The organism is Polaromonas sp., assembly GCF_018780625.1.
In the GTDB taxonomy this organism is placed as follows: domain Bacteria; phylum Pseudomonadota; class Gammaproteobacteria; order Burkholderiales; family Burkholderiaceae_C; genus Polaromonas.
Window position 1 is genome coordinate 1 of record NZ_JADMJK010000121.1, and the last position, 23,765, is coordinate 23,765.

At 63.1% G+C, this 23,765-nt stretch carries 21 protein-coding genes; 13 read left to right on the forward strand and 8 right to left on the reverse strand.

Features of this window, described 5'->3' with window-relative positions; genetic code table 11:
* From IV091_RS10565 to IV091_RS10580, 4 genes are all read left to right on the forward strand, one after another.
* The coding region (locus tag IV091_RS10565) for a 3-hydroxyacyl-CoA dehydrogenase family protein (protein WP_293468431.1) at positions 1–431 on the forward strand (431 nt) is incomplete at its 5' end.
* A gap of 84 nt (positions 432–515) precedes the next feature.
* Complete coding sequence (locus IV091_RS10570) at positions 516–1,448, forward strand: 3-keto-5-aminohexanoate cleavage protein (RefSeq protein WP_293468433.1); 933 nt, start codon at positions 516–518, stop codon at positions 1,446–1,448.
* Positions 1,449–1,617: 169 nt separating this feature from the next.
* Positions 1,618–2,220, forward strand: coding sequence for a nucleotidyltransferase domain-containing protein (locus tag IV091_RS10575; protein ID WP_293468435.1), 603 nt, complete (start codon positions 1,618–1,620; stop codon positions 2,218–2,220).
* A complete protein-coding gene (locus tag IV091_RS10580) occupies positions 2,174–2,623 on the forward strand; it encodes a DNA-binding protein (protein WP_293468437.1) in 450 nt (149 codons plus the stop codon). The genes IV091_RS10575 and IV091_RS10580 overlap by 47 nt, the downstream gene beginning before the upstream one ends.
* Here IV091_RS10580 and IV091_RS10585 read toward each other — a convergent pair.
* Together IV091_RS10585 and IV091_RS10590 are read right to left on the reverse strand one after the other, a co-directional pair.
* The gene (locus IV091_RS10585) at positions 2,620–5,583 is read right to left on the reverse strand and encodes a DEAD/DEAH box helicase family protein (RefSeq protein WP_293468439.1); all 2,964 of its coding nucleotides are present in this window, start codon (positions 5,581–5,583) and stop codon (positions 2,620–2,622) included. The genes IV091_RS10580 and IV091_RS10585 overlap by 4 nt on opposite strands.
* Complete coding sequence (locus IV091_RS10590; RefSeq protein ID WP_293468441.1) at positions 5,580–7,748, reverse strand: site-specific DNA-methyltransferase; 2,169 nt, start codon at positions 7,746–7,748, stop codon at positions 5,580–5,582. The genes IV091_RS10585 and IV091_RS10590 overlap by 4 nt, the downstream gene beginning before the upstream one ends.
* 124 nt (positions 7,749–7,872) lie before the next feature.
* Here IV091_RS10590 and IV091_RS10595 point away from each other — a divergent pair, with 124 nt between their 5' ends.
* From IV091_RS10595 to IV091_RS10610, 4 genes are read left to right on the forward strand one after another with little or no spacing between them, the layout of a single operon-like run.
* Positions 7,873–8,271 carry an XRE family transcriptional regulator gene (locus tag IV091_RS10595; protein WP_293468443.1) on the forward strand — a complete coding sequence of 133 codons (399 nt, stop codon included), beginning with the start codon at positions 7,873–7,875 and terminating at the stop codon, positions 8,269–8,271.
* Between the two features lie 21 nt (positions 8,272–8,292).
* Entirely contained in the window at positions 8,293–8,520 is a 228-nt protein-coding gene (locus IV091_RS10600) for an addiction module protein (protein WP_293468445.1), read from the forward strand.
* A 12-nt stretch (positions 8,521–8,532) separates the two neighbouring features.
* Positions 8,533–8,868: a hypothetical protein gene (locus tag IV091_RS10605; protein ID WP_293468447.1), complete on the forward strand. Its 336-nt coding sequence runs from the start codon at positions 8,533–8,535 to the stop codon at positions 8,866–8,868.
* A complete protein-coding gene (locus tag IV091_RS10610) occupies positions 8,834–9,157 on the forward strand; it encodes a HigA family addiction module antitoxin (RefSeq protein ID WP_293468449.1) in 324 nt (107 codons plus the stop codon). Before IV091_RS10605 ends, IV091_RS10610 begins: the two co-directional genes overlap by 35 nt.
* 61 nt (positions 9,158–9,218) lie before the next feature.
* Here the strand turns inward: IV091_RS10610 and IV091_RS10615 are convergent, their stop codons facing one another.
* The gene (locus IV091_RS10615; protein WP_293468451.1) at positions 9,219–9,641 is read right to left on the reverse strand and encodes a hotdog fold thioesterase; all 423 of its coding nucleotides are present in this window, start codon (positions 9,639–9,641) and stop codon (positions 9,219–9,221) included.
* A 133-nt stretch (positions 9,642–9,774) separates the two neighbouring features.
* Between IV091_RS10615 and IV091_RS10620 the strand changes: the two genes are divergently transcribed.
* Both IV091_RS10620 and IV091_RS10625 read left to right on the forward strand, forming a co-directional pair.
* A complete protein-coding gene (locus tag IV091_RS10620) occupies positions 9,775–11,064 on the forward strand; it encodes a glycine zipper domain-containing protein (RefSeq protein WP_293468453.1) in 1,290 nt (429 codons plus the stop codon).
* Between the two features lie 116 nt (positions 11,065–11,180).
* A complete protein-coding gene (locus IV091_RS10625; protein WP_293468455.1) occupies positions 11,181–11,534 on the forward strand; it encodes a hypothetical protein in 354 nt (117 codons plus the stop codon).
* 175 nt (positions 11,535–11,709) lie between these two features.
* On the opposite strand, the gene IV091_RS10630 is transcribed toward IV091_RS10625, so the two are convergent.
* From IV091_RS10630 to IV091_RS10650, 5 genes are all read right to left on the reverse strand, one after another.
* On the reverse strand, positions 11,710–12,996 hold the full coding sequence (locus IV091_RS10630) for a solute carrier family 23 protein (protein WP_293468457.1): 1,287 nt from the start codon (positions 12,994–12,996) through the stop codon (positions 11,710–11,712).
* A 31-nt stretch (positions 12,997–13,027) separates the two neighbouring features.
* Positions 13,028–13,945, reverse strand: a complete 918-nt coding sequence (locus IV091_RS10635) for a DMT family transporter (RefSeq protein ID WP_293468459.1) — start codon at positions 13,943–13,945, stop codon at positions 13,028–13,030.
* Complete coding sequence (locus tag IV091_RS10640) at positions 13,942–14,460, reverse strand: flavin reductase family protein (protein WP_293468461.1); 519 nt, start codon at positions 14,458–14,460, stop codon at positions 13,942–13,944. The genes IV091_RS10635 and IV091_RS10640 overlap by 4 nt, the downstream gene beginning before the upstream one ends.
* A gap of 111 nt (positions 14,461–14,571) precedes the next feature.
* Entirely contained in the window at positions 14,572–16,143 is a 1,572-nt protein-coding gene (locus IV091_RS10645; protein WP_293468463.1) for an alanine/glycine:cation symporter family protein, read from the reverse strand.
* A gap of 191 nt (positions 16,144–16,334) precedes the next feature.
* A complete protein-coding gene (locus tag IV091_RS10650) occupies positions 16,335–17,675 on the reverse strand; it encodes a D-amino acid dehydrogenase (protein WP_293468465.1) in 1,341 nt (446 codons plus the stop codon).
* 105 nt (positions 17,676–17,780) lie between these two features.
* On the opposite strand from IV091_RS10650, the gene IV091_RS10655 reads away from it, so the two are divergent.
* From IV091_RS10655 to IV091_RS10665, 3 genes are all read left to right on the forward strand, one after another.
* Entirely contained in the window at positions 17,781–18,713 is a 933-nt protein-coding gene (locus IV091_RS10655; RefSeq protein WP_293468467.1) for a LysR family transcriptional regulator ArgP, read from the forward strand.
* A gap of 150 nt (positions 18,714–18,863) precedes the next feature.
* Positions 18,864–20,045: an ABC transporter substrate-binding protein gene (locus tag IV091_RS10660; protein ID WP_293468577.1), complete on the forward strand. Its 1,182-nt coding sequence runs from the start codon at positions 18,864–18,866 to the stop codon at positions 20,043–20,045.
* 106 nt (positions 20,046–20,151) lie between these two features.
* Positions 20,152–23,736, forward strand: a complete 3,585-nt coding sequence (locus tag IV091_RS10665) for a PAS domain S-box protein (protein ID WP_293468469.1) — start codon at positions 20,152–20,154, stop codon at positions 23,734–23,736.
* Positions 23,737–23,765: the final 29 nt, after the last annotated feature.

Here is a 23,765-nt window from a genome sequence, read left to right on the forward strand (position 1 = left end):
ACCTCTATGCGCGCGCCGGCCAGTCGCCCGTGCTGCTGAAAAAAGAGATCACCGGTTTTCTGCTGAACCGCATCCAGGGGGCCGTGCTGAATGAAGCGCTTAATCTGTACGCCAACGGCTACGCCTCGGTGGAAGACCTGGACAAGGTGCTCAAGGACGGCCTCGGCCTGCGCTGGGCGTTCATGGGGCCGTTTGAAACCATCGACCTGAATGCGCCCGGCGGCGTGGTCGATTACGCGCAGCGTTACGGCCCGACTTACCGCGAAGTCGCCCAAGGGCAATTGCCCAACGACTGGGACAGCAGCGTTCTGGCCAGCATCGAAGCCGAGCGCCGCACGGTGCTGCCAGCCGACCAGCTGGGCGAGCGCGCCCGTTGGCGCGACAACCGGCTGATGGCGCTGGTCGCGCACCAGCGCAAACAGTCTGTTTGAGCACGGCACCCGAATTCCCGCGCTACCCCTGACCGGCAGCGCCGTTTTATTTACAACGTCTTCCAACCTACCCAGGAGAGCCCCATGAAAAAGTCCAAAAAAGTCATCATCACCTGCGCCGTCACGGGCGCCATTCATACGCCGTCCATGTCACCTTACCTGCCCATCACGGGGCAAGAAATTGCCGACGCCGCCATCGGCGCGGCCCAGGCCGGGGCTTCCATCGTGCACCTGCACGCACGCAAGCTGGAAGATGGCTCCCCGTCGCAAGACCCGGAACTGTTCAAAGCGTTCCTGCCGCAAATCAAGGCGGCGTCCGATGTCGTGATCAACATCACCACGGGCGGCGCGCCCACCATGCTGGTCGCCGAGCGCCTGGTGCCCGTGCATACCTTCAAGCCCGAAGTCGCGTCGCTGAACATGGGGTCTATGAATTTTGGCCTGTACGGCATGCTGGAGCGCTTCAAGGAGTTCAAGTACGACTGGGAGCGCCCCTACCTGGCCAACAGCGACGACCGTGTTTTCAAAAACACCTTCAAGGACATCGCCCACATCCTGGAAAGCTGTGCCAACAACGGCACCCGCTTTGAAATCGAGTGCTACGACATCGGCCATCTCTACACCGCCGCCCACTTCATCGAGCGCGGCCTGATCAAGCCGCCTTTCCTGATCCAGTCGGTGTTTGGCTTGCTGGGCGGCATTGGGCCGCATCCGGAAGATGTGGCGCACATGAAGCGCACCGCAGACCGGCTGTTCGGCGATGACTACATCTGGTCGGTACTGGGCGCTGGCCGCAACCAGATGCCGATTGCAGCCCAGTCGCTGGCCATGGGCGGCAATGTGCGCGTGGGGCTGGAAGATTCACTATGGGACGGCCCGGGCCAGCTGGCCAAAAGCAATGCCGCCCAGGTCAAGCGCGCGCGGGACATGATCGAAGCCCTGAGCCTGGAAGTTGCCACGCCCGATGAGGCCCGTCAGATGTTGAATCTGAAGGGCAGGGACAACGTGAACTTTTAGCCGGACTGCTTTTGCCGATACCCCGGGCACTGCGCCTGCGCCGTGTGCCGGGGCAAACGCCCAAATCGCCGCAATACTGGCTAAACCGGCAAGCCATGTTGGATTTTTGTAGCTAAAAATGCTTCGATCGTAGCCATAAAAGCTACAATCGAAGCACAAAAGACTACATATGCTAAGCGATCTCCTGTTTGGAACCTACCGCAAGAAAGTACTCGGACTGCTGCTGCTGCACCCCGATATGGACTACCACGTTCGCGAACTGGCGCGTGCCACCCACACGGCGCCAGGCACCCTGCACAAAGAGCTGGCCCGCCTGGCCGCCGCCGGGCTGTTGCTGCGCAAAGACCAAGGCAACCAGGTGCGCTACCAAGCCAACCGGAATTGCCCGGTATTCCCTGAGCTGGCGGGCTTGCTGCGCAAAACCACCGGCGCTGCCGAACTGCTGACCACGGCCCTGGCACCGCTGCAACCCCCTTTGGCGCTGATTTTTGGTTCCGTCGCCAGCGGCACCGAAACGGCCAGCAGCGACGTCGATGTGTTGATCATTGCGGATGTCGGGTTTGCCGACGTGGTGCGCGCCATGTACCCGGCACAAATCGAGTTGGGGCGCGAGATCAACCCAGTGGTCTACAGCGCCCAGGAATTCAAGCGCCGCGCCCAGGAGCAAGACCCTTTTGTGCTTGAGTTACTGGGCAAACCCAAGATCTTTTTGATGGGGACTGAACATGACCTTGGCCAACTTGCTGGCCATTCAGCGACTGCAGGCGTTTAACGCGACAGCGCAGGGCGTGCAGCGCTTGCTGGCTGCCGCGATGCGCAACCTGCTTGACGCCAAACTGGCGCAGCTCAGCGCTGAAAACCGCTTTGACGCTGCCTACAAGTGCATCATGCAATGCGCCATGTTGGGGCTGTGGGCACAGGGCTACCGGACCTCGACCAGCCAACCTGGTCACCACCAAACCGCATTGCAAGCCTTGCCGCTCACGATGGGCCTGTCCAATAACGTAGTCATCGTCCTCGATGCCCTGCGCAAGCAGCGCAACCTGAATGACTACGAAGGCGACCCTGTGCGGGATGCCGTCGTGACCGAGTGCATCACCCAGGCCGAAGCCCTGCTGGCCCATACGCGCCAGTTTTTGCACATCCAATTTCCCGACCTGCTGGTCAAATCCTAAATCAGCCGCCCCTGCAGCGAAGCGTTTGCCATCGGGCGCAAGCGCGCATAGTCCAGCAGTTCGGCCAGGCGCGCACCCTTCGCCTGCCATTCAATCAGCACGTTTTCCGCCAGCAGCACGTAATGCCAGGGCGCGCCGCCGCGCTGCTCGGGGCTCAGCCCATTGATGCGCTCGCACCAGGCCAGCGCCGCCCGGAGCTTGCGCTGCACGTTGGGGTGAATGGTTTGCTGCTGCGCCTTGGTTTCCACCAGGTACACCGCGCCCGCCGTGCGCACCAGAAAGTCGGGTGAATAAAACGCCGGCAGGCCGTCGTCCTTCACGTAGCGCAGCCGGGCAAAGGTGTGGCGGTTTTCGCTGATCTTGCAAAACGCTTCAACCTGCGTATCGGCCTGCGCCCAGTGAATGAACGCGCGTTCCAGCCCGCCGCTTTGCGCCGGCCAGGCCAGCCGGGTGTAGATGCATTTGCTGACCTGCACCGAATGGCTTTCCCGCATCATCAGGCGCGGCACTTCGGACAGGCGCCGCAGATGCACCTCGGTCTGGCCCGTCACATGCTTTTGCTCCGACTCCAGCAACGCCACCGCAAACACCTTGGTGATGTGGTCCACCACCGGCTGCAGCAGCAACACGCGCCAGTTTTCGCCGGCCATCGGGTTGAAGGCCGCGTCAAACAACTGCGTCCAGATGTAGTCGTCCAGCCAGCCCGTCAGCTCGGCCGTGTTGACCTGCAGGTAGGGCTTGGCCAAGTGCGTTGCCACTTTGTTGCCCTTGGGGACAGGCTCGCTCAGCGCCTGGCTGATGCGCCGCGTCAGGCGCGACAAATACTCGTTGTAGCCGCCCACGTTCATCACCGCGCCGTCCACCCGGTAGTCGCCAAACAGCGTGGCGCTTTGCAGGTCTTGCGAGATAAAGGCATCACCCTTGCCCAGCAGCCCGGTCAGCTGCGCCACCGACATGGCCGTGAACGCGGGCAGGGCGGCCAGGTCCAGCGCATGGTGGTCACGCACCTCGTCGGCTTCTTGCAGGATGAACGGAATGCCGAAGTCAAACGCTGCGTAGCCTTCGCGCAACTCGGCTGCGATCACGTCGCCCGTGGCGCTGGTGTCGTTCATGTCGCCGGTGGTGCCCGCCAGGCCTTCCTTGATCAGTTCGTCATAAAACGACTGGAACGCCGGGTGCTCCACGATGGACAGCACATCAAGCAGGCTGCCCGGCTCTTGCCCGGCGTTGATGCGTTCCCGGTTCTCGCGTTTCAGGTCGGTGTATTCGTCGTCGCGCCACATCAGCCGCAGGCCCCGGCCAATGGTTTGCTCCAGCAAAATTTGCGCCTGCGACGAGCGCAGCGGCACGATCACGCAGATGTTGTTCACGTCAAAGCCTTCGCGCAGCATCAGCACGCTGACGATGACCTTCGGGTTGGCGTGGCTGTCCACGCTGAACAGGCGCTGGCGCACGGGCAGCCAGTCTTTCTCGCCCAGTTCGGCTTTCTTGCCTGAGTCAATCGTCATGACTTCGTCTTGCCCCAAGCCTTCGTCCTGCAAAAATTGAGCCACCAGCGGTGATACCGTGGTGTCTTCGCAGACCACCAGCATCTTCGGGAAACGCGTCGGGTCGATTTTGGCAAAGTCGGTTTCCAGCTTGCGCAGCTTTTGCAGGCCCGCCCGCAGCATCACGCGCTGTCCTTCGCTTAAAACAGGCTGGCCGTCCGCGTCGCGCTCGGCCTTGAACTCCAGCGGCAACGCGCCGATTTCCTTGCGCCGGTCCAGCACCAGCGACTTCACCAACCCGGCGCGCATGGCGCTTTTCAGGTCAAAGTCGGTGACGATGTGCGGAAAGTACAGCTTGCGCTTGTTTTTGCCCGCGCCCACGTCGTTGTACGGCGTGGCCGAAAAATCCACCTGTACAAAGCGCCGTCCCTTGGTGGCGGCAATGCGGCTCAGGCTTTTTTGCCATTCAACTTCGGTTGTCTCGCCTTCGCGCTTGAATTCGTGAATATGGTGCGCCTCGTCGTTGAACACCATCAACTCGGGCAGCCCGGCCAGAAACTCCAGCACATTGCCGCGCGCATAGCGCCGGTCCAGCACGTCCAGGCTGTTGCCGGTGGCCCGGCCGGGGCTGAGCGGCAGCACGGCATTGACCACCTGCTGCGGCTCCAGCGGCGCGCCCAGGGTTTCCAGTTCGTCCCCCTCGTCGGCGGTGTCGCCTTCATTGAGTAAATGCCAGTTGGCGATGGCGATCATGCCGTTGCCGGTGGCTTTCAGGCCAATCTCGGTTTTGCTGCACACGTTGCCCCGAACAAACGCAAACACCGCATCGCGGTGGACATCGGGCATGAACAGATCGGCAAATTTGGCCATGTCCGAACTGGCAAAGTCGCGCGAACCGTTGCCGCCCTCCAGCAGCTTGCCGCAAAACGCATCGAGCAAGCGTTCATACACAATCAGCCCCGGCGCCACCACCATGAACTGGCGCGTAAAGCGCGCGTCGTCAAGCCCTTCGGCCAGCGCCGCCGTTTTGTTCAGCAGCTGCCAGATCATCAGCGCCTGCAATACCCAGGTTTTGCCGGTGCCCGTGGCCATCTTGAAGCAGTATTTGGGGTGCGCGTGCTTGGCCTGCGCCACCTCGTTGAGCCGTGTGCCGGTCAGCAGCGCATCGGGCGCGCAGTTGCGGTACAGGTCCAGCAGTGTCCAGTTTTCATGGTCTTTGCCCAGCACTTCATGCGCGACGATGGCATTCAGAATCGCTTGCTTTTGCCCGGCGTGAAAGTTCAGCCCGCCGTTATTTCCGCCTCTGGACAGCACCATGTCCTCGCCAAACCACCACATCAGCAGTTCGGCGGTGGTGGGTGTCACCAGCTCCAGAATGTCAGCCGCACCGGACGCCAGGCCCAGGCAGAGCTGGTTGGTTTTGGCGGTCAGGCCAAGGGAAAGGGCGAGCTGGTGGTCCGTTTTGTTGCTCATGCAGCCCCCACAGTGGCCACCACTTCCGCCTCAAACCCAAACACATCCACCACCCGCACGCACACCTTGCGCGGGCCGGGTTTGACAGGGGTTGAGACCACCGCCTGCGTCACCACGCGCAGCGCGTCTTCATCGTTGGCGGTGTTGCCCCGGTAGTCCTGCCAGACCGACCTGAATACCTTGCCGTCATAGTCCGGGTCCACTGCCCAGTATTCAATCAGCGCCAGCGGCTCCTGGTTGATCACGGCCTGCAGCTTGAGGCGGTTGGCGTCGTCCAGGTTGATCGCTTCGGGCGACAGCAGCACGTAGTTCTTGAGCCTGACGGTCAGCGTTTCCTGGCTTGACTCCCTCCCCCCTTGGGGGAGGGTTGGGGTAGGGGCTCCCCGCACCACCGGGTGAATCGTCAAATACTGCAGACTTGAAAACCGCACCTGCCCGCGCAGCTTGTCGATGCCGCCTTTTTTCTTGAGCCGGTCCATCAGGTCGGGCGGAATCACCAGCACTTCAAGCCGCGCGTCGTTCAGCGCGGTGATGGCTTCGCCAATCGAGGGCTCGAAGTTCCAGCCCAGCACCACGACCCGGTCCCAGCCGCCCATCAGGTTGTCGCGCTGCGCAATCGCTTTCTTGAGCGTGGCCGCGCCCGTGAGCTTGTTGGGCGAGTCGGCCAGCACCAGCGTCTTGCTGCCTTTTCTGGCACCAAAGTCCATGCCTGCGATGTGCCCCAGGTTGCGCTGCGGGTTCACGTCGGGCGGCAGCGGCAGCGCGCCGTAGAGCGACAGCACGATGTGCGACAGGTCGCCGATGCGGAAGTCCCGCCCCAGCATGGCCTTGGCCGCTTCCACCTGGTAGTCGCCGATGGCCTGGTACAGGAAGGGCTTGGCATCCTGGTCGATCAGGCGCTTGCGCATGATCATGCAAGCGGGCTTGCCGAGGTCGGTGGTGATCCAGCGGCGGCCGAGTTTTTCGGCGACAGCGGCGGTGGTGCCGGAGCCGCCGAAGAAATCCATTACCAAGCTTCCCTCTATTGAAGATGCTTTGACGATGCGCTCAACCAGCGCCTCTGGTTTCTGGGTCGGATAGTTCACCCGTTCGTCTGCAAGGTGATGAATTTTTGATACATCAGACCAGATTGTTTGAACGGTTAGACCTGGCATTTCGTCGAGATAGTACTTGTACCGAACCAAACCTTTTCCGGTGTAGTCCAAACGTCCTTCGTCACGATATCTTTCCATTGTTGTTTTTGGGCATCGCCATATCCGAGTAACTTTGTTCCATTCGTACATGTAGCCACCCCCAGATAAACCAGATGCGGATAAATCTGCTGAGCGATAGCGCCTTCCGGTTGACTCGTCGCGATACTTGAACTGCTTATCAATGTATTCGTCGGTATATGGAACGTATTGCTTGTTCCAGATTTGACTGGATGCTTTTGAGTAAAAGTAAACCACGTCATGAACTGCCCCAAAAGCATTCGAGTCGGAATGCGCTTCTGAGCGTTTCCAGATAATTTCGTTGATAAAGTTATCTTTTCCAAACACCTCATCCATCACGATCTTCACGTAATGCCCCACATGCCAGTCCAGATGCACATAGATCGAGCCGGTATCGGCCAGCAACTCGCGCATCAAGATCAGCCGGGGCGTGATCATGGCCAGGTACGACGCCGTGCCGTCGCTCCAGGTGTCGGAGTAGGCGAACTGCTCGATCACCGTGGGCTTTTGCTCCAGCTCCACACCGGGTAGCGTGACCTTGGTGCGGTAGTCGGCCTTGCTGTCAAACGGCGGGTCGATGTAGATCAGATCGACCTTGCCGCGCATCGACGGCGTGTGCTCGTCCCCCGCCAGCAGGGCGGCCATGGCCAGCAGGTTGTCGCCGTAGATCAGGCGGTTGGTCCAGGGTTGCGCATCGACCGTGGCGCCATCCCCCAGCATCGCTTGCGGGTGTTCAATCAGGCTGCGCTGGCCGGGGGCGAACACTTCGCGCTGACCCGTCCGTGCCTGCTGCGTGATCCAGTCCTGCGCCGCGCTGTCTTTCGCGGGAAGCACCACCTCGCGTGTCTGCAGCGTCACACGGTGGCGGTTCTCAAGGCTCTCCAGGATTTTTTCGGCTTCTTTGCGGCCTTGGGCGACGATTTCCGGGAGCTGTTCTAGCAGGGATTTGGGCATGGAAGCGTTGGTTGACCGCCCTCTGGCTGGCCAGAATCCGTCAACGTGATTATTAATAACGTTAAAAAACGTGACTATAAGTCAAATTCACGCTTGAGAATCACGCTGAAAATAACGTCAAGGCATGGAAGATGCCAAGAAACAGTTTGCGAGCCAATTGCGTGAGGCCATGATTGCGGCGGGCTATGAGCCTAAGCCGGCGGTGCTGGAGCGGGAGTTCAACACCCGGTATTGGGGCAAGCCCATGTCGCTGCATGGCGTGCGGCTGTGGCTTCTGGGCGAGACCATGCCTGACTTTCGCAAGATGGAGACGCTGTCTAAATGGTTGGGAGTGTCGGTGCAGCAGCTCAGTTATGGCGGCGCCAGTGGTCGTGCCGCTGAACCGCGCCGCGCCCGCTGGGACAGCGGCATTGGCTATGAAGACCGGGATATTTTTGAGGCGTATCTGAAATTGCCCGTGCCCCAGCGCAAGCTCATCCGCGAGGTGATCCTGACGTTTGCCAAGGTGCATGCCCAACCGTAACCCTTGTGCTACCATATTTTTATGTCCACTCACTTGCACCAAGCCCTGGAAAATCTCAGCATCGCGGACAAGCGTGCGCTGGGCGAGGTCTTGATTGACAGTGCGGAAAGCGAGGCCTCCGCACCGCTCCTGACCGATGCGCAGCGTACTGAGCTTCGCGCGCGTTTGGCCTACCACCGTGCCCACCCCGATGAGCCGGGCGTGACGGTTGCAGAACTCAAAGCGAATCTGCTGAAGACCGCTTACTAGAAATCGGTCAGCATGCCATTTGTGGTGAGATTCAAGCCGCTGGCGCAAGCGGAGGCGGCTGAAGCCTTTGCCTGGTATGCGCAACCGCACATCAAAATGGGCGATGTTTTTCTGGTCGAGTTGGAGCACACCAGCGGCTTTCTGTCCCGTAATCCCTACCTGTACGCCAAGGCGGAGGGCGACATGCGGTGCGCCCACTTGAATCGGTTTCCGTATTCGCTGTTTTATGTGGTGGATGGCGAGACGGTGAATGTGTTGTCATGCTTTCATCAGTACCGCGACCCGAAATCACGCAGCGACTTAATCGAATGGCATGGCCAAAAAACGACTGGCCCAACCATTGCTTGACGAAATTCACCCCGGCGAAATATTGCTTGAAGAGTTCATGAAGCCGATGGGCATCACGGCGCGGCAACTCTCCAGCGACATGGATGAGCCGCCCAGCCGCATCAGTGACATCGTGAATGGGGCGCGTCCCATCACGGCCGACACGGCGCTGCGCCTGGGGCTTTTTTTCAGCATGGAGCCGCGTTACTGGCTCAACCTGCAAACCGAGTACGACATGCGCGTCGCGACGCGCCAGAGCCTCAAAAAAATCACCCCGCGCATCCGGGTTTTTCATCCTTCGGTGCCTTGAGTGCTACAAAATATATAGCTGCGTAAGACCTTGCAGTAAGCGCAAGCAGCCCATTCAAACCCTATTCAGGCGCCAGCACCGCCATCGTGATGCGCGACACGCAGGTCAGCTGGCCCGCCTCATTGCGCAGCTCGATCTGCCAGACCTGGGTGCTGCGGCCTATGTGCACCGGGCGGGTGATGCCGGTGACCCAGCCTTGGGTCACGCCCTTGAGGTGGTTGGCGTTGATGTCCAGCCCGACCGTGCGGTGGCCTGCGGGGGCGGCATAGGCGGCGCCGCACGAGCCCAGCGTTTCAGCCAGCACGACCGACACACCGCCGTGCAGCAGGCCGTAGGGCTGGATCGTGCGGTGGTCCACCGGCACGCGGGCGCGAATGAAATCGTCGCCAACTTCCAGGAACTCGATGCCCAGGTGGCTGACGGCCGTGTCGGCGGTGGAGGCGGTGAGCAATTCGACGGAGATGGGCTGCTTCCAGATGCGCATGACGGGTCCATGGAGGTAAATGGCCTTCACTATAAGGTCAAGGCGGCGGCCTACAGGCGAGGGGTGTCTTGTCGTTCCCACGTCTGGGCCCGGCGGCTTGACCATAGGGCATGGCAACGAATCCAGCGGTTTCATGACGCGCGCCGGCAAATGGCTCCTTGGCGCAGGCGCGCTGGCACTGCTCGGCGTGTTGCTGGCCAGCGTCCTTCCGTCCAGCGAGGAACTGACACAGCGCGCGTCCACGCGGCTGGAGGCTGCGCTCGGCGTGCCGGTCAGCGTGGGCGCGGTGCAATGGCGCTTGTTGCCGTTGCCCAGGGTGGTGATTGAAAACGCCGCCACCCGGCAGGCCCAGCCCGTTGAGGTGAAAAAACTCACGCTCTACCCCCGAATCGCGGCGCTGTGGCAACTTCGCTTCCAGGTGGACCGCGTCGAGGTCGAAGGGGCCGTGCTGCCGCAGCTTTCATTGCCCCAATTCGGGCGCAACCCGCCCGATGCAGCGCCGGGCCAGCCGGACATGGCGGGCACAGGGGATCTGCCCCTGGCGCGTCTGGATTTTCAGGATGTGACCTGGGTTTCGCGCCGCGGCAACCGTGTGGTGTTCGAGGGGCAGGTGCAATTTGATGCGGGCTGGCGACCGCGCACCCTGCAGATCCGGCGAACTGGCGTCACGCCGGCCACCAACCTGACCCTGATGCGCCAGGGGCAGGAGGACCGCTGGCAAACGCACACCCGCCTGGGCGGCGGCACCGCCGACGGCGAGCTGCAATTGCACACCGCAGGCCAGGGCGAGATGCGATTGACCGGGCAGCTCAAGCCTCGCGGTATCGATGTGGTCAGCGCGATGCAGGCCTTCAATCACCGCTCCATCATGGCGGGCGCGGCCTCGGGCGACACCACGCTGTCGGCCCGCGGCGCCAACGTGGCTGAACTGGCCCAGTCGCTGCACACCACCACGCACTTCACCATGGGCCGCGCCAGGCTGCTGCGGTTTGATGTGAACAAGGCCGTTCGCAGTGCCGGCAAGGACCATGCAGGGGAAACACCGCTCAATTCCGCCAGCGGGCAGCTGGACACGCACAACACGCCAAACGGCATGGCGGCGGACTTCACCCGGCTCAAGGCCAGCTCGGGCGTGCTCAGCGTGTCGGGCAAGGTGCGGGTGGTCAACTTGCAGGTCGACGGTGAATTCAGCGTCGACCTGGTGGACGGGTGGGTGGGGGTGCCGCTGAAGGTCAGCGGCCCGCTGGGGCAGGTCCAGGTGTCGGTGCCCGCCGGCGCGGTGGCGGGCGCTGCGCTGGGCACGGCTGTGCTGCCGGGGATTGGCACGGCGATTGGTGCCCGCATAGGCGCTGCGATGGGCCGGATTTTTGAATCAGCGCCTGCGGACCAGAAAAGTCCTGCGCCCGCCCGGAAATTGCCCTGAGGCGACTCTGTTGATTGGCTTGAAATCCGATCGGCAGGCAAGTTCCGCGGGCGAGGTGGTTTTCTTGATTCTGCTAAGCTTGCCACTTTTGCGCCGCTCAAACTGAACGCCTGACCATGTCCAAAAAACCGTCCGCCTCCTCTGTGCCCACCCCTCTTGAGCGGGCGCTTGACCAAAACGAGATCGTCAGGGATGCGGTGGAGAATTCGGCCGACGAGTTGCTGGTGATCAACACCGTGCTCAAGCAAAAAATTCCGGGCCATGTCCAGACCGACGATTTGGCCCAGGCGCTACAAAAAGGCGATGAGCTGGAGGACCGGATTCAGGCGTCGGCCGAGAGCTTGGACAAGGTCAACCAGGCGCTGACACTTGAAATTGCCGAGCGCGCCAGGCTGGAGGGCGAACTGGCGGCGGCCAAAGCTGCGCTGGACAAATCCAGCGCCAACTCCGGCGATGCCGCCGCCGGTTAATTCGCCAGGTCGTTAAGGATCTGGCAAACAATAACTTTTCGTCATTCCCGCGTAGGCGGGAATCCAGCAACCCGGGTTGAAAGCTCCAACGAGTCTGGATACCCGCCTTCGCGGGTATGACGCAGGGAAGTTATTAATGACCCCATCCTAAGTTCGCGGCCTGACCGGCGCCGCGCTACTTGCCGCGCCGCAGCAGCGCATACAGCAAGATCGCGCCAAAGGTGGCGGTGCCAATGCCGCCCAGCGCGAACTGGCCAAACTTCAGCGTGAAGTCGCCGGTGCCCAGCACCAGCGTGATGGCCGCCACCAGCAGGTTCTTGTTGTCTGAAAAGTCCACCTTGTTGTCGACCCAGATCTTGGCGCCGGCCACCGCGATCAGGCCAAACACCACAATGCTGACGCCGCCCATCACCGGCAGGGGAATCGCCTGGATCAGCGCGCCGAACTTGGGGCTGAAGCCCAGCATCACGGCCATCAGGCCGGCCACCACAAACACCGCGGTCGAATAGATCTTGGTCGCGGCCATCACGCCAATGTTCTCGGCGTAAGTGGTCACGCCGGTGCCGCCGGCGCTGCCCGACACCATGGTGGCGATGCCGTCGCCGATGAAGGCGCGGCCCATGTAGATGTCGAGGTTCTTGCCGGTCATGGCCGTCACGGCCTTGATGTGGCCCAGGTTTTCGGCCATCAGGATGATGGCCACCGGCGCGATCAGGAGCACGGCGCTTGCGTTGAACACCGGCGCGGCAAAACTGGGCAGGCCCAGCCAGGCGGCGTTGGCAATGCCAGACAAGTCGACCGGCTTGCCCAGGCCCAGCCCGTTGGTCAGCGCCGCGTACAGCACGGTGGCGACGATCAGGCCGACCAGAATCAGCAAGCGCTGCAGCATGCCGCGCGTCATCACGGCCACCAGCGCCACGCTGACGAATGTGAGCGCCTGCATCCATGCGTCAAAGTTGCCGGCCGCCATGTTCTTGACGGGAATGCTGGCCAGGTTCAGGCCGATCACCGCCACCACCGCACCGGTGACCACGGGCGGCATCAGGCGTTCGATCCAGCCCGTGCCCACGGCCTGCACCAGCACGCCCATCAGCGTGTAGGCCAGCCCGCAGGCGATGATGCCGCCCAGCGCCACGCCGATGTTGGCGTTAGGTCCGGGGCCCGCGTAGCCGCTGGCGGCAATCACCACGCCAATGAAGGCAAAGCTCGACCCCAGGTAGCTGGGCACCTTGCCGCCGGTGACGATGAAAAAGATCAGCGTGCCAATGCCGCTCATCAAAATGGCGATGTTGGGGTCAAACCCCATCAGCAGGGGTGCCAGCACGGTGGCGCCAAACATGGCGATCACATGCTGCACGCCCATCACGGTGGTGAGCGGCCAGGACAGCCGTTCGTCCGGTCCGATCACCCCGCCTTGTTGCAGCACCGCGCTGCTTTTTTTGGTCCAGTTCAGCATGCCCATTGATTTTTCCTTGTTGTCGTGTGCGGCAATATTAAGCGCTAAGCGGGGCCGGCCGGCGGTTCACCAGCACAATGCCGGCCGCCACGGTGGCCAGCGCGGCCAGCAGGCCGGGCGTGACGCGTTCGCCCAGCCACAGCGCGCCGAACAGCAGTGCGAACAGCGGCGTGAAAAACACAAACACCGAAATCTGCGTGGCCGGGTAGCGCCCCAGCATCCACATCCAGGCCAGGTAGCTGGCAAAAGCGCCCACGATGGTCTGCAGCAGCAGCGAACTGACGGCAAACGCGCTGAAGTGCCAGACCCAGACTTCACCCAGACCCAGGGACAGCATCGGCAAGGCCAGCGCGCTGACGGCCAGCTGGTAGAACAGCAGCTTTTCGGCCGACACCCGGCTCAGCCCGGAGGCGCGGATCACCACCGTGGTCAGGCCCCACAGCAGACCGGCCAGCAGGCCCATCAGGTCGCCGCGCACCATGGCGGCGTTGCCCGACATGCCTTCGCGCAAGGCGAACACCACCGCGACAAAGGCGGCCAGCAGCCCGAGCCACTGCAGGCCGCGCAGCTTTTCGGACTTGACCCACATCGGCACCAGCAGTGCGACCCAGAACGGCGAGGTGTATAAAAAAACCGTCAGGCGGGACGCCGTGGTGTGCTGCAGCCCGCTGTAAATCAGGGCGAATTCGCCGGCAAACAACGCGCCCGCGAGCAAACCGGCCTGCAGCGAGCCGTCGCGGCCAAACAGCGCAATGCCGCGCCAGCGGCACCAGAGCCACAGCAAGGCGGTCGCGCCTACCAGCCGCAGCGAGGCCTGGAACATCGGCGGCATTTCGCCCATGGTCGCCTTGATCAGCACCTGCTGAAAGCCCCAGAACAGGCAGCAGCCCAGCAGCAGGGAAATGGCCAGGGTGTCGAGGTGGGCTTTGCGCGCAACGACGGCGCGCGCCGTCACAGCGGGTGCTCGGTGTAGAACTTGCCGCCGTGAAACAGCAGCGGCGCGGCGCCCTTGCGGTGGCTGCAGCGCTCGACTTCGCCGACAAAAATCACGTGGTCGCCTTCCTCGTAGCGGCTGCGGTTAAAGCATTCAAAGGTGGCCGCTGCGCCCACCAGCAGCGGCGAGCCGCTGACGCCTTCTGTGAACTGCACGCCGGTCCAGCGGTCTTCGCGCTTGCTGGCAAAGCGCATGGCCAGCTCTTTCTGGTCGGCCGCCAGAATGTTGATGGCGTAGTGCGAGCCCTTGCTCAGCGCCGCCATGGAGCCAGCCGCCTGCGACAGGCTCCAGAGCACCAGCGGGGGACTGAGCGACACCGAATTGAAGGAGTTGGCGGTCAACCCCACCAGCTCGCCGGCTGGCGTGCGTGCCGTGACGATCGTGACGCCGGTGGCGAACATGGCCAGGGAGGCGCGAAATTCCAGCGGGGAAAAGCTGGGGCTGCTGGCTTTGTGAAGGGGGGCTCGGGACGGCATAGCCTGCTAATTTAACTCAAGCCTCTGGACTGCGCCCGCTGCGGTACATGCCGCGCCTGATGGTTCGGGCGCAGGCCGGTCTGCTGGCGCTGAAGCGGCGCGCCTGGCGCCTCAGGTCTGCACCGGGATCTCCCCCGAGCGGATGCCGGCCAGGTACTGGGTCAGTTCGCGCTTGACCACCGGCATCAGGAGGTACAGGCCGACGATGTTGGCCAGCGACATGGCAAAGATCATGGCATCCGAAAAGTCGATCACCGGGCCCAGGCGCATGCTGGAGCCCACCACCACAAATGCCAGGAACATCAGCTTGAACACCAGTTCCGACAAAAAGCTCTCACCCAGCAGATAGGTCCAGGCCTTCAGGCCGTAGTAGGACCAGGTGATCATGGTCGAGAAGGCAAACAGCACCACGGCCAGTGCCAGTACATAGGGAAACCACGACACGGCGCTGCCGAATGCGGCAGAGGTCAGGTTCACGCCGGTGGCGCCGGCGGCCAGCGCCGTGGCGCCACCCGCATCGGCATGGCCGGTGATGATGATCACCAGCGCGGTCATGGTGCAAATGACGACGGTGTCAATGAAGGGCTCCAGCAGCGCGGCAAAGCCCTGGGACACCGGCTGGTCGGTCTGCACCGCCGAGTGGGCAATGGCCGCCGAGCCGACGCCGGCTTCGTTGGAAAACGCAGCACGCCGAAAGCCCTGGATCAGGGCCCCGACGACACCGCCGGCCACGCCTTCGGCCGAAAATGCGCCGCTGACAATCTGGCCCAGCGCCCAGAAGATCTGGTCGGCGTTGATGGCCAGCACGACCAGCCCCACGGTCATGTAAAGCAGGGCCATGAAGGGCACCACCTTTGAGGTCACACGGGCAATCGACTTGATGCCGCCAATGATCACCAGCCCCACCAAAATTGCCATGACCAGGCCAAACAGCCAGCCTTTGCCTGCCAGAAAGCTGGCTTCGCCGCCGGTGACGCTCAGCACCTGCTGAAAGCTCTGGTTGGACTGGAACATGTTGCCGCCGCCCAGCGCGCCGCCAACGCAGCAGAGCGCAAAACACGCCGCCAGGAATTTGCCCAGCAGCGGCCAGCCCTGCTCGGCCAGGCCCGTCGACAGATAGCGCATCGGCCCGCCTGAAACCGTGCCCGCGGTCTGGTGTACTTCGCGGTATTTCACGCCCAGCGTGACTTCGGTGAACTTGGAAGCCATGCCCAGCAGGCCCGCCAGGATCATCCAGAACGTGGCGCCGGCGCCGCCAATGCCCACCGCCACGGCCACGCCAGCGATGTTGCCCAGGCCGACCGTGCCCGAGACGGCGGTGGTCAGCGCCTGAAACGGCGTGACTTCACCGGCCATGCTGGGGTCGGAGTAGTGGCCGCGCACGACCGAGATGGCATGGGTGAAGCCGCGCAGCTGGATGAAGCGAAAGTAGAAGGTGAAGATGATGGCGGCAACAATCAGCCAGCCGACGATGAGTGGAAACTCGGTGCCGGCCACTGGCACGGAGTAGAAGATGACGCCGGACAGGGCGTCGGAATAGGGTTGCACGGCGGCGCTGATGCGGTCATCCAGGGTGGGCGCTGCCGCTTGGGCGATGGAAGGTGCAAGCGCGGCGGCAGCGGCGGCCAAAAAGGCTGCGGCGCGCGCAGGGCAGCGCGGCAATGCCTGCGGGGAGGGTGTCATGGGGACCTCGGTATCTGGATTTTTCATGGGGTTGCAGGTTCTGCCCGCTGGCCCCTGGTCGCTTTATGAGCGGCCGGCGCTTGGAGGCGGAGGATGAAAATCCAGTCTAACGGAGTAGTCGTGAATAAACCCGGTCGTATCTGGTTCATACATGGGGGTTTTCCTCAGGCCTGCCGGGGCAGGGCCTGGCTTCAGGCGGCGACCGGGGCGCTGCGGCGTGCCGCCATGCCGTAAAAGCCGAAATTCATGGCGGGCTGCTCGCCGCTCATGAGCTCGGCCAGCGCCTTGCCCGAGCCGGCGCCGTGGGTCCAGCCCAGCGTGCCGTGGCCGGCATTGACCCACAGGCCGCGCACTTTGGTCTGGCCTATGAAGGGGATGTTGGTCGGCGTGGCGGGCCGCAGCCCGGTCCAGAACTGCGGCGCGCCGCCTTCTTCTTCCAGCCGTGTGTCGCAGACACCGGGCAGCACCTCTTCAATGCGCCTGGCCAGCATGTGGCAGCGCGCCCTGGCCAGCGGCGTGTCGAGCGACAGGTCATAGCCGCCGACCTCAATCGTGCCGGCCACGCGCAGCTGGTCGCCGAGCCGGCTCATGGCGCACTTGACCTGGTCGTCAATGGTGCTGACGAAGGGCGCGCGCTCCGGCTTGAGCAGCTTGAAGGTGGCGCTGTAACCCTTGCCCGGGTAGATTGGCAGGTCGACGCCCACGGTGCGTAGCAGCGGCGCGGTGTAAGAGCCGCAGGCCACCACCACCGCATCCGGCTTCAGATGCTTGATTTCAGTGTCATTTTGGCCATTGGTGCTGATGGTGTTTGCGCTAACAGCTATGGATTCAATAGCATTGCCGGCCGTTTCAAGGCGCACGATGTCGTGGCCGTACAGAAACCGGGCGCCGCGCTCGGCGCAGCGCTGCGCCAGCGCCTGCGTGAAGACGCGGGCATCGCCGCTTTCGTCGCTGGCGGTGTAGGTGGCGCCGACGATGCGGTGCGCAAACAAGCTGAAGGCGGGCTCGATCTCCAGCAGTTCGGCCGTGCTGATCACGCGGCGCTCCACGCCGTATTTGCGCATCAGCGCGGCCGCGTCGCCGGCCGTGTCGAACGATTTCTGGTCGGTGTAGAAGTGCGCAATGCCGCGCTCGAGCCGGTGGTACTCAATGCCGGTGGCGTGTACCACGGCTTTCAGCGCAGTGTGGCTGTAGGCGCCCAGCGCCACCAGCTGCTGCACGTTGCGCTCAAACGCGGCGTCGTTGCACTGCGCCAGAAACTGCAGGCACCAGCGCCACTGCAGCGGGTCGAGCTGGGGCCGGAACAGCAGCGGCGCGTCGTTGCGAAACATCCATTTCAGCGCTTTGAGCGGGGTGTCCCGGTTGGCCCACGGCTCGCAGTAGCTGACCGAAATCTGCGCCGCGTTGCCAAAGCTGGTCTCCATCGCCGCGTCCGGCTGCCGGTCGACCACGGTCACGTCGTGGCCGCGCTCCAGCAGATGCCACGCGGTGCTGATGCCAATAATGCCTGCGCCCAAAACAACAACGTTCATACAAACCTTTCCTTGCTTGCGAGTGTGCCGGCGCTTGCATTGAATTAACAGGAAAATTAAACTGTTAGTGAAAACATCAGAGCAGCTAATACAAGGACGTTTCCCATGAGCACCTTTGACCCCGACGCGCTGGAGTGCCTGGCCGCCATTGTGGAAGAGGGCGGCTTCGAGCGGGCGGCGCAGCGCCTGTCGATCACGCAGTCGGCGGTGTCGCAGCGTCTGCGGGCGCTTGAGGCGCAGGTGGGCACGGTGCTGATTGTGCGCAGCCGTCCGCTCAAGGCCACGGCGGCCGGCCAGCTGCTGCTCAAGCACACCAAGATGCTGCGCCTGTTGCGCGCCGACCTGGCGCGCGACCTGCAAGAGCTGGCGCCGAGTTCGCTGCGCGGCGCGCGCGAGGAAGAGCGCATTTCCATTGCCATCAACGCCGACAGCATTGCCACCTGGGCGTTGCCGGCGCTGACCGAGCTGGCGCAGCAGGGCCTGCCCATGGAAATCATCACCGACGACCAGGACTTCACCCAGGAATGGCTGCGCGAAGGCCATGTGCTGGGCTGCGTCACCACGCTCAAGCAGGCGCTGCGCGGCTGCAAGGTGGTGCCGCTGGGCGCCATGGACTACGTGGCCGTGGCCACCCCGGCGTTTGCGCGGGAGCGGCTGGCTGGCAGTACCCCGGGCGGGGCGGCGCTGCTGACCGCGCACAATTTTCGCGACCTGTCCTTTGTCGCCTTCAACCGCAAGGACGACATGCAACGCGAGTTTGTCGGCCAGGCCTTTGGCTTGGCGCGGGTCACGCTCAGGCAGCTGTTCGTGCCTTCGTCGGAAGGCCAGGTGCGCGCCGTGCTGGCAGGCTGGGGCGTCAGCGTGGTGCCGCGCCTGCTGGTGCAAGGCTTGCTGGACCAGGGCCTGCTGGTCAATGTGGCGCCGGCATGCAGCCTGCCCATCCAGCTGTACTGGCACTGCTGGAATCTGTCCTCCGAGGTGCTGGATGCGCTGACGGCGGCCCTGAAGCAGTCTTCTGCGCAGTCGCTGGTGTCATGACCGGCGGGCGGGTCTTTACAGGGTAAGCCTGGTTTCTGCCGGGCAGGCGGCTGTTTATACTCATGTTCAAAAGGACATAAAGCTATGCTTGAGACAACACGTTGGGTACGATGGAGTGGGGCTGCAGCCATTGCGGCCGGTTCCAGTTTGATGTTTGCCGTGCACGCCCAGACGGCGCCTGCAGCGCCGGGACCGAAGGCCGATGCCGGCAACACCGTCAAGATTGGCATCATCGGTCCGTTTACCGGCCCCTCCGCCGACTTCGGCGTGCCCATGCTCAACGGCATTCAGCAGGCCGTCGACGAGATCAATGCGGGCGGTGGTTATCTGGGCCAAAAGATTGAAATCGTGCGCAAGGACGACGAAGGCAACCCTGCCGTGGGGCTCAAGCGCTCCCAGGAGCTGGTGGCCGAAAAAGTCATTGCGACCATCGGGTTTTGCAACACCGGCGTGGCCGACAAATCGCTGGAGGTGTTTCAGCGCAACACGCTGCCGCTGATCATTCCATGCGCCACCGGCTCACCGCTGACCACCCGCTATCCGGGTCCTGACAGCTACATCTTCCGCACATCGGCCAAAGACGGGATACAGGCGCCGTTTGTGGTGGACGACATTCTCAAGCGCGGCTGGAACAAGGTGGCGGTATTTGCCGACACCACCGGCTACGGTGAAGCCGGCCTGAAGGATGTCGAAAGCGCACTGGCCGCGAAAAAGCTGAAACCGGTCTACGTGGCGCGTTTTGGGCTGGGGGTGAAAGACCTCAGCGAAGAGTTGAAGGCCGCCAGGGAAGCGGGCGCCAACGTGGTGTTCAGCTATGCGGTGGGACCCGAGAGCGCCGTGGTGGCGCGCAGCCGCCAGGCGCTCAAGTGGAACGTGCCGCAGGTGGGGGCCTGGCCGCTGTCGTTTCCTTTCTTCATTGATGGCGCCAAGGAGGCGGGCGAGGGCGCGCTGATGGCGCAAACCTTTATTGCCGAGCCCAGCAACGAGCGCCGGTCTTCTTTTCTGACCAGCTACGCGCGCAAGTTCAAGGTCAATAGAATTCCGGTGCCCATGGCGGCAGCGCAAGGCTATGACGCCGTGTATATCCTGACCTATTCCCTGTTTGGCATCCGTGACGGCAAGCTCACGGGGCCGGCCGTCAAGACCGCGCTTGAAAACATCAAACGCACCTATTACGGCGTGGTGGCAACCTACGAGCAGCCTTTCAGCGCGCAGGACAAGGACGCCGTCACGCAAAACATGCTGGTGATGGGCATGGTGAAAAACGGTGCCATCACCTTTGCCTATCCCGAAGACGCCAAGCGCAACCTGTTTGTGCAGCGAAAGCAGTAAGCTCCGGCTGCTTGTGGTCTGATCGTCTTTATCAGCTACCCCCGTTTGTTCGCGGTTCGCAGGGGGTATGGCACCGCATGACGGTGGGAAAGACAAGGTGGCCGGGATGTCGAGTTGGCTGGGACTTCGTTCACGACTGGTGTTGCTGGGGCTGATTGCGCTGGTTCCGGTATTTGCCCTGTTTGCCTGTTCGGCCGCCAAAAACGAGAAAACGGCCGTGGCGCTGGCCCATGCCAGCCTGCAGTCCCAGGCGTTGCTGGCAGCGGCGAACCACCAGCGCCTGTTTGACCGGGTGGCCCAGTTGCTCGGGGATATGGCCAGCGGCCCGTCCATCAAGGACACGCGAAACCGCCTGTGCGTGCAATACCTCCAGAACCTGCAGGCGCAGGATGCGGGCTATTCCAATCTCGGGGTGGTTGGCCTGGACGGAAAAATCTCCTGCCATGCGCGCGATTCCGGCAACAGCATTGACTTGGGCGACCGGGCCTTTTTCAAAAAGGTCATGGCGGGCCAGAAAATCGCGGTCGGCGACTTCGAGGTGTCGCGCTCCAGCGGACGCCCCGGTATCGCTTTCGGTGTGCCGGTCATGAGCCGCGAAGGTATTTTCAATGGCGTCGCGTTTGCCGCCGTAGACATCGCCGAAGTGGCCCGCACCCTGGCCGAAAGCGAGGTGCTTGAAGGCGCCCAGCTCCGCTTGATTGACCGGCGCGGCACTATCCTGGCCATTCACCCGGCCATACTTGGCGTGCAAGGCGCCCAGGAGCAGGACACTGTGGTGCGGGACGCCGCCCGGGCCCGGCTGACGGGTGTGCGCGAGGCCATGGATCCGGCCGGCCTGGCGCGGGTGTACGCCTTTGCACCGCTGGGCGGCCCCGCAGGTGACGGCCTGTTCGTGGCGATCAGCGTGCCGCGTGACCTCATCATGGCGGGCCCGCGTGCATTTTTGGGCCGGGAGCTGCTGGCGCTGCTGGCCATGAGCGCATTTGGCGTGGCCTGCGCATGGTGGCTGGGCCGGCGCCTGATCGTCAATCCTGCGCGGGCGATTCTGAAGGAGGCCAACGAGGTCGGGCAGGGCAACCTGGGCGCGCGGGTCAAAATCGGCCCCTTGTTCCAGGGTGAACTTGGCGAGATCGGCCGGTCTTTTAACCGCATGGCCGAATCCCTTCAGGCGCGGCAAAACGAGCGGGATGCGGCGCTGCGCGATGCGCATGAGGAGCGTGCGATGATCGACCTGATCCTCAACAGCATGAGCGAAGGCGTGATCGCCGTCGACGCCGCAAGCCGTGTGTTGCTGTTCAACACCGAAGCACACAGGCTTTTTAACGCGCCCGAGATCGGCGCATCGATTGAAGATTGCCGCCGTGACAACGACCTGCTGACGCTGGACGGCGCGACCCTCGAACGCGCTGACGGACCCTTGATGCAGGCTCTGCGTGGCGCACGGACCGACAACAGGCAATTGCTGCTCCGCAGGGCCGGCGCCCCGGACCGGGTGTTGAGCATCAGCGCGCGGCCGCTGTTTGATGCGGACCGGCAGCGGGTTGGCGGCGTGACAGTGTTCAGCGACATCACCGAGCGAAAGGCTGCCGAAAGTTTTGCGCTAGCCCAAGAGGAGGCGCTGGTTAGCAGCGAGGCGCGCTTTCGTGAACTCGCTGAAAACATCGAAGACGTGTTCTACAACATCGACGCGGCTAACGGCCGTGTGCTGTACATCAGCCCGGGCTACGCGCAAATTTGCGGTCGCAGCTGTGAGAGTCTGTATGCCGACCCGGCGTCTTACAGCGCCAGCGTGGTCGCCGAGGACCAGCCTTTGCTGAAAGAGGCCGCGCAGCGCAACCATGCGGGCGAACGGTCCGACATCGAGTACCGCATTGTTTCCACGGCGGGCCAGACGCGCTGGATACGCGAATGCGCCTACCCGGTATTTGGCGCCGCCGGTGTGCTGGAGCGCGTGGTCGGCACGGCGCGCGACATTACCGAGCGCAAGCTGGCTGACCTGGCGCTGGCGAGCACCAACCGGGCGCTTCAGATGCTGAGCCGTTCCAGCATGGCCATCAAGCAGATCGATGACGAAGCCCGCTTGCTGGCCGAGGTGTGCCGGGTGGCGGTCGATGCGGGCAACTACCGCATGGCCTGGGTCGGTTACGCGCAGGACGATGCGGTGAAAAGCATTGAGCCGATGGCGCACGCCGGCCACGAAAGCGGCTATCTCGCATCCATCGAAATCAGCTGGAATGAGGATCATGCAACCGGCAGGGGCCCGGCAGGCGAGGCGATTCGCAGCGGCCAGCCGCAGCAGCGCAGCGACATCAGCCGGGACAAGGGTTTTTTCTGGCGCGACGCTGCGATGCAGTGTGGCTACCGCAGCTGCATCGGTTTGCCCCTGCGCGACGCACAGCGAACCTTTGGCGTCCTGTGTCTGTACGCCGGCGAGGTTCAGCAGTTCACCCCCGGGGAGGTCGCGCTGATGCAGGAGCTTGCCGACAACCTGGCGTTTGGCATCGGCAGTTTGCGCGCCCGGCTGGCGCGTCAGCAAAGCGACGAGGCGGCGCGCCAGGCCGTTGCCAAGGTCTCCGAACAAGCATCGCTGCTGGACCGGGCGCAGGACGCGATCATGGTGCGCAACCTCGACAGAACCCTGCGTTTTTGGAACAAGGGCGCAGAGCGCCTTTACGGCTGGACCGCCGAAGAGGTGCTGGGCAAGAGCATGGAGGCGTTCATGTATCCGAACCCTCAAGCGCTTGGTGCGGCCGTGGCGCAGGCGGTGGCCAACAACGGGGACTGGAATGGTGAACTCGAGCAGAAAAGCCGCGATGGCGCATGCGTGTATGTGGAGTCGCGGGTGACGATACTGCGCGATGCCCAGGACCAAATCAACGGGGTGCTGGCCATCAACACCGACATCCGCGAGCGCAAGCGGGCCCGCGAGGAAATCCTGCAGCTCAACGCCAGCCTTGAGGAGCGGGTGCAGCAGCGCACGGCCCAGCTGCTGTTTGCCAACCAGCAGCTGGAGACCTTTTCCTATTCAGTTTCCCACGACTTGCGCAGCCCGTTGAACACCATCGCGGGATTCTGCGGCCTGCTTGAAAAGAGCCTGGCGCAGCCCGCCGGCGCGCCGCTGGGCGAGCGCAGCCGTCACTACCTGGCGCGCATACGCGCCGGCGCAGCGCAAATGGGCGAGTTGATCGAGGCCATGCTGACGCTGGCGCAGGTGTCGCGTTCCCTTCTGCGCTGGGAGCCGGTGGACCTCAGCGCGCTGGCGCAGGCCTTGGCCAGCAGCTACCAGGAGCGCGAGCCGAGCCGGGCGGTCCAGTTCCAGATCAAGGCCGGGGTGCATGCGCATGGCGACCCCCTGCTGCTCAAGCAGGTGCTGGACAACTTGCTCGGCAATGCCTGGAAATTCAGCGCCGGCCAAGCTTGCCCAGAAATCGTTTTTGGCCAGGAAACCGGCAGCGCCGGCGAGATGGTGAACTTTGTCCGTGACAACGGCGCGGGCTTTGACATGGCCCACGCCGAAAAGCTGTTTGGTCCCTTTCAGCGCCTGCACACGCAGGCTGAATTTGCCGGCACCGGCATAGGCCTGGCCACGGTGCAACGGATTATTGTGCGCCACGGCGGCAAGATATGGGGTGAGTCGGCACCGGGGCAGGGCGCCACGTTCTACTTCACGCTGGGCAGGGAAGCGATGTGACGGTGAGAAACAAGGCCGGGCGTCATACT